Source organism: Chryseobacterium arachidis (assembly GCF_900129245.1).
Classification (GTDB): domain Bacteria; phylum Bacteroidota; class Bacteroidia; order Flavobacteriales; family Weeksellaceae; genus Chryseobacterium; species Chryseobacterium arachidis.
In genome coordinates, this window is record NZ_FQUT01000004.1 from 337364 (window position 1) to 351610 (window position 14247).

11 protein-coding genes are annotated in these 14247 nt (G+C 37.4%); 5 read left to right on the forward strand and 6 right to left on the reverse strand.

What is annotated here, in order from left to right:
• Nucleotides 1-284 precede the first annotated feature (284 nt).
• The 4 genes from BUA89_RS10065 to BUA89_RS10080 form a co-directional block, all read right to left on the reverse strand.
• Nucleotides 285-1751 carry a TolC family protein gene (locus tag BUA89_RS10065; protein WP_072956637.1) on the reverse strand — a complete coding sequence of 489 codons (1467 nt, stop codon included), beginning with the start codon at nucleotides 1749-1751 and terminating at the stop codon, nucleotides 285-287.
• Nucleotides 1744-4905 (reverse strand): efflux RND transporter permease subunit, encoded by a 3162-nt coding sequence (locus tag BUA89_RS10070; protein WP_072956640.1) that lies wholly within the window; start codon nucleotides 4903-4905, stop codon nucleotides 1744-1746. The genes BUA89_RS10065 and BUA89_RS10070 overlap by 8 nt, the downstream gene beginning before the upstream one ends.
• Nucleotides 4906-4920: 15 nt before the next feature.
• The gene (locus BUA89_RS10075) at nucleotides 4921-6003 is read right to left on the reverse strand and encodes an efflux RND transporter periplasmic adaptor subunit (RefSeq protein WP_072956644.1); all 1083 of its coding nucleotides are present in this window, start codon (nucleotides 6001-6003) and stop codon (nucleotides 4921-4923) included.
• Nucleotides 6004-6104: 101 nt separating this feature from the next.
• Nucleotides 6105-6470, reverse strand: a complete 366-nt coding sequence (locus BUA89_RS10080) for a hypothetical protein (RefSeq protein ID WP_143152311.1) — start codon at nucleotides 6468-6470, stop codon at nucleotides 6105-6107.
• Nucleotides 6471-7000: 530 nt separating this feature from the next.
• On the opposite strand from BUA89_RS10080, the gene BUA89_RS10085 reads away from it, so the two are divergent.
• The 5 genes from BUA89_RS10085 to BUA89_RS23300 are packed head-to-tail and all read left to right on the forward strand — an operon-like array spanning nucleotide 7001 to nucleotide 11236.
• The gene (locus tag BUA89_RS10085; RefSeq protein WP_072956652.1) at nucleotides 7001-8422 is read left to right on the forward strand and encodes a hypothetical protein; all 1422 of its coding nucleotides are present in this window, start codon (nucleotides 7001-7003) and stop codon (nucleotides 8420-8422) included.
• Nucleotides 8423-8440: 18 nt separating this feature from the next.
• Nucleotides 8441-8893 (forward strand): hypothetical protein, encoded by a 453-nt coding sequence (locus BUA89_RS10090; protein WP_072956655.1) that lies wholly within the window; start codon nucleotides 8441-8443, stop codon nucleotides 8891-8893.
• A 17-nt stretch (nucleotides 8894-8910) separates the two neighbouring features.
• Entirely contained in the window at nucleotides 8911-9318 is a 408-nt protein-coding gene (locus BUA89_RS10095; protein WP_072956658.1) for a 5-fold beta-flower protein, read from the forward strand.
• A 4-nt stretch (nucleotides 9319-9322) separates the two neighbouring features.
• A complete protein-coding gene (locus tag BUA89_RS10100) occupies nucleotides 9323-10177 on the forward strand; it encodes a hypothetical protein (RefSeq protein ID WP_072956661.1) in 855 nt (284 codons plus the stop codon).
• Between the two features lie 9 nt (nucleotides 10178-10186).
• Nucleotides 10187-11236: a hypothetical protein gene (locus BUA89_RS23300; RefSeq protein ID WP_228420547.1), complete on the forward strand. Its 1050-nt coding sequence runs from the start codon at nucleotides 10187-10189 to the stop codon at nucleotides 11234-11236.
• Nucleotides 11237-11395: 159 nt separating this feature from the next.
• Here BUA89_RS23300 and BUA89_RS10110 read toward each other — a convergent pair whose 3' ends face one another.
• Nucleotides 11396-12181 carry a phosphatase PAP2 family protein gene (locus tag BUA89_RS10110; protein WP_072957138.1) on the reverse strand — a complete coding sequence of 262 codons (786 nt, stop codon included), beginning with the start codon at nucleotides 12179-12181 and terminating at the stop codon, nucleotides 11396-11398.
• Between the two features lie 55 nt (nucleotides 12182-12236).
• On the reverse strand, nucleotides 12237-14204 hold the full coding sequence (locus tag BUA89_RS10115) for an LTA synthase family protein (protein WP_072956665.1): 1968 nt from the start codon (nucleotides 14202-14204) through the stop codon (nucleotides 12237-12239).
• Nucleotides 14205-14247 lie beyond the last annotated feature (43 nt).

Genomic DNA, 14247 nt, shown 5'->3' on the forward strand with positions numbered 1-14247 from the left:
ATTTTCAATACAAAAATCAAATTATAAATATCAAAAACTCATAAAAGATTTATTTTAATACGATATTCATCAAAATTAAAACAAGTTATAAAATTCTAATTTTCAATCTATTAAACTCCAAAAAATTACGATGCCTAAAATTTGCTTTAGATCATAAAAAGAAGATTAAAAATCTTGTAAAATAATTTTCAAGGATATCTTTTTCAAAGTTTAAATGGCTTCTAACAATCAAAAAAGAAGCCTACCTTTCGATAGACTTCCTTGAGAAAAATTGAGTTATGAATTTATTTTTTAACAGGTTCCGGCGAAGCTACAGGATTTTGATCCCAACCGCCCCCAAGTGCTCTGTACACTGCAACACTTGCTTTCATTTGATTGACCTTCTTTTCCACAAGCTCAAATCTCGATTCTAAAGCATCGCGCTGAGTCAGCAAAACTTCCATATAATCTGCACGGGCATATTTAAACAAGTCATTGGAAATATCGATGGACTTTGTCAGAGCATCCACTTCCTTCGTTTTAATGTCCAGACTGTTTTCTAAGTTTTTAATTTTAGAAAGCTGGTTGGTTACTTCAATATAAGCACTTAAGACCGTCTGCTCATAATGATAAACCGCCTGAACCTGTTTTGCATTGGCATTATAATATGCAGCTTTAATGGCGCTTCTATTAATCAACGGAGCCGTCAGCTCACCTGCTAAAGAAAATAAAAAGGATTCGGGCTTAATCAAATAGGTCGGATTAAAAGCCTGTAATCCAACACCGGCACCAATATCAAGTGATGGATAAAATCTTGCTTTTGCTGATTTGATATCTAATTTTGAGGCAGCCAGCTCATATTCAGCCTGCTTAATATCCGGACGGTTTTCCAACAATTCTGAAGGAATTCCTGAGTAAACAGTCTGCGGAACAACCGAATCAAAATTCTGGCTTCTTTCCACAGGCTGAGGAAATCTTCCGACCAAATAATTGATCCTGTTTTCCGTTTCCACGATTTTCTGCTGAATATCATACTGCATTCCTTGCGTTTTCAGAACCTGTGCCTGAAATCTTTTCACTGCCAGTTCATTGGATCTTGCATTCTTTTTTAATTCCTTAATAATATCCAGCGCATTTTCCTGAATTTTAATGTTTTGATTTAAAATAACCAATTCATTATCCAGCGCTAATAATTCGTAATAAGAATCAGCAATTTCTGAAATCAGATTGGTGATCATGAAGTTTTTACCTTCCACACTCGCCAAATATCTCTGAACCTGAGCTTTTTTCGCATTGTGAAGTTTGCCCCAAATATCCGTTTCCCATTTCGCCTGAACACCTACTCCGAAATCAAAAAGCGGATCCGGCATTTCTTTTCCAGGCTCCATTTCTGTATTGGCTTCCATCGCTCCAATATTTGTGTAACGACTTACTTTATCAACTCCAGCTCCTGCTTTAAAGCCAACAGATGGTAAGTACTCACCTTTTTTAGCTTTAATTTCATTTTTAGAAATTTCGATTTCCTGAAGAACGATATTTAATTCCTGATTATTCTGCAACGCCTGATTAATCAGATGCTGAAGATTCGGATCACTGAAATATTCATTCCATTTCTGTTTTCCTGTATTAATCGTATCATTTTCGGCTGATGCATATTTCTCAGGAACCGTCCTGTTTTCAGCACCCTGTTGTATGTCTACTGATTTGCAGGCAGCGAGACTTAACAAAAAGAAAGCGGTGCCTGCATATTGATATATTTTACTCTTATTCATAATGGATCATGTCTTCGCTTAAAGGTGATTCGTCTTCATCTTTGATCATTTTTCTGCCGTCCGATAGTTTGGCAAAAATGTAGTAGAGCCCAGGAATTACAATAACCCCAAACAAGGTTCCGATCAACATTCCTCCCAATGCGGAAGCTCCGATGGTATGGTTTCCGATAGCCCCTGCTCCACCCGCAAAAACAAGCGGTACCAAACCTGCAATAAATGCAAATGAAGTCATTAAAATAGGTCTGAAACGGGCTCTTGAACCTTCAATTGCCGCTTCCAGAATAGAATCTCCTGCCTGTCTCCTTTTCACAGCAACTTCTACGATTAACACGGCATTTTTTCCTAATAACCCAATGATCATAATTAAACCAACCTGTGCATAGATATCATTTTCAAGCCCCATTGCTTTTAACAATAAGAAAGATCCGAAAACTCCGACCGGTAATGAAAACAATACCGCAAACGGAATAATGAAACTTTCGTACTGCGCCGCCAATACAAGATAAACAAATACCAAAACAACAAGGAATACATAGATTGCTTCATTCCCACGTTGTGCTTCATCATAAGACAATCCTTCCCAAGCTACTTTGTAACCGTGAGGTAAGGTTTTTGCTGCCACTTCATTTATTACCTGAATCGCATCAGCCGTTGTATAACCTTCAGCCGGAAGTCCACGAATTGCCGCCGAATTGTACATATTATAACGTGTAATTTCGTTTGGTCCCTGCGTTTTTTTCATCGTCATAAACGCTGAATAAGGAACCATTTCACCATGATCATTTTTCACATATAATCCTAAAATATCTGTCGGGAGTCTTCTGAATTCCGGAGAAGACTGAACATATACTTTAAAGAACTGTCCGAAACGGATAAATCCCTGCTCGTAAGTACTACCAATTAAAATATTCAGATTTTCCATGGCTGTTCCTATGGAAACTCCCTTCTGCATCGCTGCATTATTATCAAAAACCAATTCGTACTGAGGATAATTGGCTGCGAAGAAAGTGAATACTCCGGTTAATTCTTTGCGCTTTTTAAGCTGAGCAATGAAATCTTTATTGATTTTATCAAAATCCTGATAATTGGTCGTTCTGTTCATATCCAATAATCTCATCGAGAAACCTCCCGAAGATCCGAAACCGGGAACTGCAGGCGGTTCAAAGAACTCTATCGTAGCTCCAAGATCTTTAGATTTTTCTTCAAGCTCTTCCATGATTTCTTTTACATTATGCTCACGGTCATTCCAGCTTTTAAGGTTAATCAGACACGTTCCGGCATTAGAACCACGACCTTCCGTCATAATTTCGTAACCCGCCAAAGAGGAAACCGATTCTACTCCATCCACACCCTGACAGATTTTCTGTAATGCTCTTGAAACTTTATTCGTTTGCTCTAATGTCGATCCCGGAGGCGTTTGCACAATCGCATAAATTGTCCCTTGATCTTCATTCGGAATGAAACCTCCCGGAAGCGCTTTATTCACGATAAAAATTCCGACACAGAAAGCGACTAAAATTCCCCATGTGACCACTTTTCTTGTAACAATTTTTCTTAAAAATGAAACATATCTTCCTGTCACCTTATCAAATCCTCTGTTGAAAGAATCTAAGGCTTTCGTGAAAATATTAGACTTTTTAGTTTTTCCATGGTGATTTTTCAATAACATTGCTGCCAAAACGGGAGTTAATGTTAAAGCCACAACCGCAGAAATTACAATAGAACTCGCCATTGTAATCGAAAACTGACGATAGAATGTCCCGACAGGACCTGTCATGAATGAGATCGGGATAAACACAGCAACCATTACCGCCGTAATTGCGATAATCGCACCTGCAATTTCTCCCATAACTTCTTTTACGGCTTTGTAAGGTGTAATGTCGCTTTCTTCCATCTTTGCGTGAACGGCTTCGATAACAACAATCGCGTTATCCACCACAATTCCAATGGCTAAAACCAAGGCGAAAAGGGTTACCAAGTTGATCGACATTCCAAACATTTGGATCACAAAGAAAGTTCCGATCAATGAAACAGGAACGGCAATAATTGGGATTAATGTTGAACGCCAATCGCCAAGGAAAATAAATACCACAATCGCTACCAAAATGAAGGCATCTCTTAAGGTGTGCATTACCTGCTCAATCGATGCATCCAAAAATTGTGAAACGTCGTAACTGATCTTATAATCCACTCCGGGAGGGAAATTTCCTTTCATTTCCTCCAGTTTTGCTTTCACATCTTTAATAACATCATTGGCATTACTTCCATAGTTTTGTTTTAATACAATCGAAGCGGAAGGATGGCCGTCAAGATTTGAATAAATATCAAAAAACTCACTTCCTAATTCGACTTTTGCAACATCTTTCAGCTTAATGTTTTCTCCTTCTGAATTGGAACGGACAATTATATTTTCATATTCTTCAGGTTTATTATATTGACCTTTATAGGTAAGAACATATTCTAAAGACTGCGCTGCAATCCCTGAACTCTGCCCGATTCTTCCGGGACGCCCGATGATACTTTGCTCGCCAATGGCTTTCATCACTTCATCCACGGAAATCGAATAGGCACGCATTCTGTCAGGATTAAGCCAGATACGCATCGCATATCTTCTACTTCCCAAGATCTGAGATTTTGCAATCCCGTGAATACGGTTGATTTCAGGAATAATATTTACCGTCGCATAGTTATAAAGAAACTTTTCATCCATGCTTTTATTGGTGCTGTAAAGGTTGACGTACATCAACATACTCGGCTGGATAGGGTTTACCACAACTCCTTCTTTCTGAACCAGTTCCGGAAGCAATGGCATCACCTGATCCACTCTGGTTTTAACCAAAACTACCGCTTCATTGGGATCGGTTCCGGGGTCGAAAATAACGTTTACTGTGGCTTCTCCGGCACTCGTTGCATCGGTTGTGATATAACGCATACCCTGAACTCCGTTGATGGCATTTTCAATCGTAATCAATGAAGATTTTACCAAAACATCGGCACTCGCTCCGGGATAAGCAATCGTAACAGCAACAGTAGTCGGAGCAATTTTAGGAAACTGTTCGGTAGGCAGCTGCTTGATCGCCAAGCCTCCGATAAATAAGATCACAACCGATAATACGATGGCAAATACCGGTCGGTGTATTACTTTTTTAAACATAATTTTGCTTTTTAATTACTCGGCATACAGATCCAGATTCGACATTACTTTTTCAGGTTTTTGGAATTTGGATCTGATTTTTTGGTTTTCCTGAACCATTCTAAGACCGTCCAGCAGGATTCTTTCATCCTTTCCGAGACCTGAAGCTACAACATACAGATGCGGTAATTCGGCAGCAATTTTTATTTCTCTTGCCTTTACTTTGTTGTCTTTTGTGATAACATAGACATATTTCTTTTCTAATTCTTCAAAAGTTGCTTTCTGAGGAATCAGCATAGCATTCGCAAAAGGTGATGTAATGACAACATTTCCTGTTTCACCATATCTTAACAGTCCTTTTGGATTCGGGAACGTTGCTCTGTAGGCAATATTTCCGGTTTCGTTGTCGAAATCAGACTCAATGGTTTCTACTACACCATCCTGAGTAAATTCTTTTCCGTTGGCCATTCTCAAACGAACGTGAAGCGGATCGTTATCCTTTCTTTCATCCATTTGATTTAGATATTCAGCTTCCGGAACATTGAAATATACCCACATTTTACTGTTGTCGGATAGTTCAGTAATTAATTCGCCATCATCCACCAAACTTCCTTTCCTTACATGCAGTCTTCCAACAATTCCTGCAAACGGAGCACGGATTTCTGTGAAACCTAAATGGGTATTGGTTGAAGAGAGTTCAGCCTTTGCCTTTTCATACCTTGCTTTTGCCATTGCCATTTCCTGAGGCGCAACAATATCTTTAGCTGCAAGATTTTTAGTATTTTGATATTCGATTTCGGCGTATTTGGCTTCTGCTTTGGCACGATTTACATCAGATTCGTATAAATTAGGCATGATTTTAAACAAAAGCTGACCTTTCTGAACAATCTGCCCTTCATCCACATACATCCCCTGAATATATCCTTTTTCCTGAGCACGAAGTTCAATATGATTGATAGAGCGGATTTGTGCAACATAATCCTTATCGATAATTGTATCTTTTATAAGCGGACTTGTCACGTTAAATGATGCCTCTTCTGTTTTTTCCTTTTTTTCTGATTGGCAGCTTACGCACAGAATAAGGCACAGATTGATATACATGAGACTTTTCTTGACCATGATGATAATTTTATAATATTTTTAAATTGAAAAATAGAATGTTAAGCTTTCAAATCAGATATTGAAAACTTTAAGGCTTTTCGGTAAAAAGTATTGTAAAATCACAGTCGGATGACCCTGTACTGAATGTACAGATCATCATAAGATAGAATTAAATGCTCGGAATGAGCGAATGAAACAGCATTTTGTTTATCGTGAAATATTGTAACGAAACCGGAAACTAACTTCCAGAATTCGTCCCTCAACATCATTGCAAACTCGGGAGAGGCAGAAGTTTCTACATTGTCATCATTTTCAGAGTCGCTTTCAGAAAGCGCTCTGATTTTACTGAAATGAGGACGGCTGTGGTTGTAACAATCAATTTCAGCCTGTCTTTCCAAAGATCTTAAAGTCTTACCGTCTTTTTGGTGGTCTCTGATAAAAATATTTGCTGTAAAATCTATATCGGAAGAATCATCAGTCGACATATACTGTTGCATTTGCCCATAATACAAACCTAAAACAGTAAGTAATGCAAATAGTAAACTGTATAAATATTGGAAAAAACCTCGATGCATTGCGCGACAAAGGTAAGTAAACTTTAAAATCAGTACAAATAATGGTGACTAAAAAATTGTTAAATCAGAAAAAATAGAAGTTTAACAGATATTTGCTGTTTTACATTTATCTTATTTTCTTCCTTTTTTTGATGGGTAATTCTATTTACAGGAAAATCTAATTTTATTATCTTAGAAAAGAGAAAAGGTTCATAATGATTAGTCGTAGAAAGTGTTGCAAACAGTGAAAATGATTTTAGAACCGATATGGATTTAGAATATAATCTGAAATTTAATCCAAAAAATTCTTAATGATGTTACAAATAAAAATCATATATAGATTAGATTTTTGATCTTCAAGAAAACTGCCTATATTGCAGTAAAAATGTAAAAGCTCAGACGAATATCAACTGATAAATATGAAAAGACAGTTGATATCTTTGAATAGACTTAAAAATACCATGAATCCCAGACTAGTAACCAACTATAAAAAAACAGGCTCTTCTGCCCCTTTACAAAACTCGTCCGCAGGAATATTGACAAGTTATCCTACAGAAGTTTTAACCGAAAAAGACCAAAAATATACTGAACAGAAGATTCTGATTCCTGAATTTTCAGTTCCCGGAATTCTTGCAAAACCCGAATTGGAAGGATTAACCTTTCATTTTATGGCATTTCCAACGATTTTTGAATATGCCGATTTCCGTTTGATAGATGGAAACAAATATGGATTCCTTGGCTTTAATGGCAAACCCGTTTCCGAATTCACACCAGAATTTATAACTGAATGTATTGAAGCCATGCAGACACATTTCGAGGAAATAGACCAACCATCAACATACAGCGAAGACCACGGAAGTGACGCGAGTGACGATGGAGAAGATATAAGACTGCTGACAGGTAATGTCAAATGGCATTTAAACACCTATTTGCGTAAGACTACAGAAGAGGAAAACAAAATATTAGATCAACTGGAAGCAGAAGGTAAATTAGAATACGAAAATTTCGATGAAGATTTCAACTATACAACGAATTACGATTTGCCCGTTTTCAAAGATGAGAACGGAAACACATTAGAGTTTATCTGTCGTTTAAACGCACCACATTTTCCGGGTTCACATTATCTTTTTTATTCAAAAGAAACAAAGCTTGTGCGCCAGTTCTCACAATTTTCCAAAAGGAAAAAGAGAGAAATTTGTCTTACGGAAACCGATGAACCCAATGCCTACAAGAATGTTGCAGAAGTACTTTCTGATCCGGCAAAAGTTCTGGCCGACAGGTCTTATTTTGACAAAAAAATCATTCTGCCGAAATATAGTTTTCCGGGTGCAATCATCAGCAAGAAATATGAAGATTTAGTGTTTCATCTGGTGGTTACCCCTATTTTCAACGAATCGATTGATTTCAGGCTTACCGATGATAATAAATATGAACTCTTACGTTTCGACGATAAGACGCCGGATGATTTTACTCCGGATTTTATCAAAAGATGCAAAATAGAGATGGAAGAAGATTTTGAAATGATGGATGAAGAACCACGCTATTTTTTCAACGTTGATGAAGCCTCTGATAAAAGCTTGGAAAGTTGCGATCTGGAATTAATCGTCGGTACCGAACCCGATTGGGCTCAGGCAACATTGATGCGTGAGAAAACCGAAGAAGAAATTCAGTCGGATTATGATGCTGCGAATATGATGACGCATAAAGCACCGTTTCATGATGATGAGTATGTTACTGATTATGATTTGCCCGAATTTAAAGACGAAAATGGTGAAACGATGGAATTTGTAACGAGTTTGTACTCCGGAGACTTTTTCGGAAGTTATTTCCTTTATTATTCGCCTAAGACACGGACTGTTCGACAGTTTTTTCAATGTACATAATTTTGAAAATTAACTTTTATGGCAAGTGAACAATTTATTTTCAGCATTTATAAACCTACGGATAATGAACGATATTTTGTGTTGAGAACCGTTCTCCCGGATTTTAATAATGCATCCCAAAGTGACGAAGATAACAGTTGGGAAATCGAATCGAAACAACGTTCAGAGCTTTTAGAATATATCGGAAAACGAGAAAATTACGGGAGTTTTGAACGTATCGGAGAACTGCAGGGTTTTCCGATCGGCGATATTTTTTATTCAGAATTTGGTCAGGCACAAGTTCCGGTGTATTACATGGAGACAGATGCTGGAAAACCATGGATTGTTTTCGGAACTGCCGATTCGGAAGAGAAATTTTTATCAGAACTTATGGATAACGAAGATAATGACGATTTACAGGCTTTAAACCCGATAGGAAATCCGATAAAAATCAATGCTTATTTCGTCACTTCAAACGATTTTAACGTTTAAAATAAATATAAATTCTTATGAAAAAACTATTAACTTTTGCTGTCGCTTTAGCCGGCATTTCATTTGCCAACGCACAAACTATTGAATCAGGAAGCCGCAGTACAGCCGGTTACATCAAATCGGACGGAACAATTGAAAACAGCAGCCATTCCACAGTGGGCTACATTAAAAGTGATGGCTCTATTGAAAACAAAAGCCACAGTACGATTGGCCGCATCAAAAGCGACGGAACCATAGAAAACAAAAGCGGTTCCACGGTTGGGTATGTTAAAAAAGACGGAACGGTAGAAAACAGCAGCCATTCAACGATTGGTTACATTAAAGATAATGGAACGGTGGAAAATAGCAGTCATGGAACTGTGGGGTATGCCAGTGGAGTTAAAAAAGAATGGGCAGCAGTAGCTTTTTTCTTCTTTAAACTATAATTGAATGGCATCTTTATACAACGCAAAAGTAAAATCAATTGATGCTGAGAACAAGATCGTTGTTCTGGACTTAGATACAATTCATCCGGATGCTATGTATTTCAGTAATAATCTGGCATTTGCGCTTCGGTTAATTCATGATGCGGCGTTGGGTGATTCACCGATTGCAAAAAGCTTCGATGCATATTGCCTTTTCGATAAGAATTGGCTTAAAGATAATACCAAAGGTTATATTTCAAAATGCGAACTCGATGAAGTACGAGCCCCTGAAGTCACTGAAATCATGAACGATGGGAAAGAATCTTATTGGCGGGGTGAAACAAGCCACGCCCATGCTACAATGACGATTCATTTTACAAGTCATTGGTGGATGAAACACCTGAATCCAAAGTCGAACTGGAAATGTACAGCTTATCCTGCCGACGTGGATTTTATCGATCGTGCTCCCATCGATCCTTCTCATGAAGGATCAGATTTTTCGGAGGATTATAAAAATAGTGGCGGGTGGGTTTTAGTAAAATCAGACACACTGAGAGGTGCAGAAAGCTTTTGGACGGAAGAAATGTTTATCCCGATTTACACCGAAAAGTCATACCGACGAATCAACAAGCTTTCCGGAGCAGATTTGAATAAATCGACACTCGACGCCTTGTTATACAAAACAGTTTTCTCTTTGGGACGTAACGGATTTAAAAATTTCGGTGTGTTTGTTCCAGCAGATGAAAACCGATACGGAATCATTTCTTTTTCTAAAGGAGGTTACTCGGGAGCATATTACGAAATAGCTGATTTATTGACTTTAGGAGCAAGTGAATTTAATATTAATGACAGTACAAAAGCGGTAAGGTTCGAGGTTTAATTAAAAAGTATGAGCACAAAAATAGCACAAGATACCCATAGACCAGCAGTGCTGGTCTTTCATTTGTCGGAGTTTTTCAGAACTTTTGGGATGTTGGAAAATGATATCTCGAAAGTTGTTTACGATTCTCCTTTCTATATCTATGACCAATCGTATGAGGATGCGGGTCCTAAGTTCGAAGAGGAAGAGGAAATAAGCGATGAAGACTGTACTATTGGTTTTTCAATCATCAGGAAAATATGGACAGAATATGTAGGAAAAGCGAGCACACCCTGCTTTAATTATATTTTTAAAATAATTAAATATCCTGAAAGTGATGGTGACTTTGTAGGGCCTATTCACGGATTTGCTCCCGGCTACACAATGGATTCTGCGATCGAAACCATGATTAAGCAAAATTTTACAGTCATCAGTTGGGATGAATTTTGGAATGAAAATATAATAATTGAAACCGAATCAGAATCAATAGGCGAATTTTATTCAGATAAAAATCAAGGTATTAATTTATTGATTAAAGCCAATACGGTAGATGATATTGCTAAAACGAGTTTTGGAGGGCTTCCGGTAAAAGATTATAATGTACCGTTTGAATGGCCCAAATGCGATTGTGGGACCGAATTGCAGTATCAGGGGAAAATTAAAACCGATATCGGCCTTGAAATGATTTTCATGCAAAACTGTGATGATTGGGGTAATAATAAGGTGGTGATCGTTGAATCTGAAAACTTGGAATTTGTATATCCTGGAGAAAAACAGATTGCATTAAGAAAAGCACAATATGGAGCAAGAACAGTAACAGTAGATGGAGACGATTACAATATGGCTAGAGAATGCTATCCGATTCGCCGCCGCGATATCTTAGGGCAAATAAGCGGAAGTCCTGCATGGTTACAGGATGACGAGACTCCCAAGTGTAATTGTTGTGGCGAGAAGATGCGCTTCGTTGCTCAGCTGGAAGAAGGTCCTGATTATGAAACTGCAATGAATTTTGGCGGTGGATGTGGGTACCTGTTCGATTGTCCAGTTGGCAAAACAGCTAAATTCATTACGCAGTGTTGATTTTAATTTGATATAAAAAGCATTGAAACGTCTTTCTATACCAATAAATAAAAAGACAGCTATGGGTATGATATCTCATTAAATACAAAATATAATCTGATATAACATTAGCACTGAAGAAGTATGAATGTTATATCAGGTTATTTGACAATCAATGGTTCAAAAATTTTTCACCAATCCAATTCCCACAGTTTTGTTCTGGTAGAAAGGCATCATCGTCGTAGAAGAATTTTTATTTTTTCCAGAAAATAGCTTATTGATTTTAGGATACAACCAATACGCTGCTTCCGTAGATAAAATCCCGATACCTGCACCGGCTACTACATCACTGAACCAGTGCTTGTCATTCAGCATTCTGTAAACGCCGGTAAAAACTGCAAAAGAATATCCCGAAATACCCAGCCAGAAATTGACATCCTTATATTCCCGGTACATAAATTGGGCAGAAGCAAAGGCTGTAGCTGTATGACCCGATGGAAATGACAGCCGATTCGACTGATCCGGTCTTTCTTCTTTTACAATATGTTTCAGAGGCATTACCACAGCAGAGGTCATCAATAATGACGTTCCGTAGATGATGCTTCGGTCCCGGAGGTTATGTTTCCCTTCAACTCCCAGAGCATTTAATCCGTAAACCAAAGCTGCCGGGGCAAAGCGTGTATAATTATCCAAATTGATATGATTCGGATTATGCTCATTGATTTCCGTCCTTGTCGAAAAATTCAGCTGTTTTAATTTGTCAAACTTTAAAGTGGCAACGCCATATCCTATGAAAGTGGCCGGAATAATTAGTTTTTTGTAACTGAATTGATGTGTATTATCGATATGGAGTTCAGCAACAGAAGTGCTGTCTTCCGTCATATTTTTTATAGATAAACTATCCTGAGCAAAAATACCCTGAGCGCTCAAAACAATTATTAAAATCCCTGAAAATAGTAGTTTCATAAAGAATTCTGATTTAAAATTAATTAAAGAAGAAACCGCTTGCAAGCTTGTTGGATCACTTTATTTTCATTTTCCCATTTTTAAATCTCTCGCTCGCAGTTTGATAATAGGAAATCGTCTCGGCAATCAGCTTCTGATTTTTGAATTTGACTTCGGATAAACATTGATTTGATTTTTTTACATCAAATTGCTTGACCTTTTTTCTGTCATCAATCTGAGTGAAAATATTGCCTTTCAACATTCCCAGAGTTCTGTAATTTCCGATGAAAGCGCGTTCGTCGCCAACTTTTGTCTGATTAATGTCTTTTCCGTACAAGCTTGTCGTGTAATTCCAACCGAGATAACCAAATAAAGTCGGCATCAAATCAATCTGAGAAGTCAGACGATTGATTTTTTCTGCTTTCTGAGGAAGATTGTAAATAACCGCAGGAATATGGTGTTTATCGATATTGATTTCCCACTTTCCGGCGCTGCTCGCACAATGGTCGGCAACGATGACGAACACAGTGTTTTTGAACCAAGGTTTTGCTTTAGCATTAGCCAGAAATTTCCCCAGAGCATAATCGGTGTATTTCACAGCTCCATTTCTGTTGCCTTGCGGAAGGTCGATTTTTCCAGACGGAAAAGTGTAGGGCTTATGATTGGAAGTCGTCATCACAAACTGGAAAAAGGGCTTGTTTAATTTACTGCTTTTATCAGCGTATTTAATCGATTGTTTGTACAAATCTTCATCACAGATTCCCCAGGCATTTTCAAAACTCACTTCGTTGTCCGGAATATTGAAACGCTGTGTTTTGATTTCGTCTGACAAAGGATTTCCCCGATTCCTGTCTACAATATCAAAGCCCTGTCCTCCGAAAAAATTATTCATATTATCAAAATAACCATCACCACCGTAAATGAAATAAGGCTGATAATTTTTCTCTTTAAAAACCGTCGCCACAGAAAATAGATTCTGATTATCTGGTCTTCGAACGATACTGTTCCCCGGAGTCGGCGGAACAGACAAAGTTAAAGCTTCCATTCCACGCACAGTTCTGGTCCCGGTTGCATACAGATTGGTAAAGAAAATACTTTCGTTAGCCAGTTTATCATAATTTGGAGTGAGGTTATCTTTGTTTCCGAAAGCTTTCAGAAAATCTCCACTGAAGCTTTCTATCGCAATCAGAATGACGTTAGGATGTTGCTCGTTTTCGGATTTTGTAGTTCTGGAAATATCGTCCCATTGGTTGGAAACATAAGTCTGATTTTCCTGCAAAAGATTTTTTTTCAGAACAGAATATGCTTCTTTATCATCGATTTTCGGGTAGAAAGTTTCGTAATCCAACTCATTGGATTTGAAAGCGGTGAAAAATGAGAATGTTCCGTTTTTTCCTAATTCGTTTAAAACCAAATTATTGCTGAAATCTGCTTGTTTATTTTTCAATATTAAACTTAAAATTAAAGCCGGAATCAATACAGAAAAAAGAGCGAATCTTTTTGAAATAGGTATTTTGTCTGAAAATGTACTTCTGAATATTTTTCTTTTCTGAAGGAAAACAAACGTTACAACAATCAATGCGACCAATACAAAAATGATTAATGGCAACGGATAAGATTCGTTGATGTTCGAAATCACTTCGTAAGTATAAATCAGATAATCAACCGCAATGAAATTGAATCTCACGCCAAATTCATCCCAAAAAGGAATCTCCGCCAACAAGCTGAAATAGATGATGAGAAGCACAATTGCGAGATAAACATAGGTGAAAATCTTATCAAATCTGGAACCCATCCACCGTTTCGGAAAAACCAAAAGATAAACTGAATACAGCAGTAAAAACAATGTTCCAACCGCAAAATCATAGCAAAATCCGGTGAAAAATGCTCTTACAATGTAGAACAAATTAAAGTCTACATCTTTCGAAGACCAGAACAAAAATCCAATCCTGATAAGGGTTGAAAATAAAATATATAAACTTAAAATTGAGAATAAAACAGCAAATCTGCTGTCAAATATTTTTTGAAATTTTTTAAGAATCATTACTTTTTACGCGTTTAAAAACGTGTAAAGATGAAACTCAATT

Coding starts and splice junctions, on each gene's coding strand:
- BUA89_RS10085 (WP_072956652.1), top strand. CDS start 7,001: ATGAATCCCAGACTAGTAACCAACTATAAAAAAACAGGCTCTTCTGCC.
- BUA89_RS10065 (WP_072956637.1), bottom strand. CDS start 1,751: ATGAATAAGAGTAAAATATATCAATATGCAGGCACCGCTTTCTTTTTG.
- BUA89_RS23300 (WP_228420547.1), top strand. CDS start 10,187: ATGAGCACAAAAATAGCACAAGATACCCATAGACCAGCAGTGCTGGTC.
- BUA89_RS10090 (WP_072956655.1), top strand. CDS start 8,441: ATGGCAAGTGAACAATTTATTTTCAGCATTTATAAACCTACGGATAAT.
- BUA89_RS10095 (WP_072956658.1), top strand. CDS start 8,911: ATGAAAAAACTATTAACTTTTGCTGTCGCTTTAGCCGGCATTTCATTT.
- BUA89_RS10075 (WP_072956644.1), bottom strand. CDS start 6,003: ATGGTCAAGAAAAGTCTCATGTATATCAATCTGTGCCTTATTCTGTGC.
- BUA89_RS10115 (WP_072956665.1), bottom strand. CDS start 14,204: ATGATTCTTAAAAAATTTCAAAAAATATTTGACAGCAGATTTGCTGTT.
- BUA89_RS10080 (WP_143152311.1), bottom strand. CDS start 6,470: ATGTCGACTGATGATTCTTCCGATATAGATTTTACAGCAAATATTTTT.
- BUA89_RS10110 (WP_072957138.1), bottom strand. CDS start 12,181: ATGAAACTACTATTTTCAGGGATTTTAATAATTGTTTTGAGCGCTCAG.
- BUA89_RS10100 (WP_072956661.1), top strand. CDS start 9,323: ATGGCATCTTTATACAACGCAAAAGTAAAATCAATTGATGCTGAGAAC.
- BUA89_RS10070 (WP_072956640.1), bottom strand. CDS start 4,905: ATGTTTAAAAAAGTAATACACCGACCGGTATTTGCCATCGTATTATCG.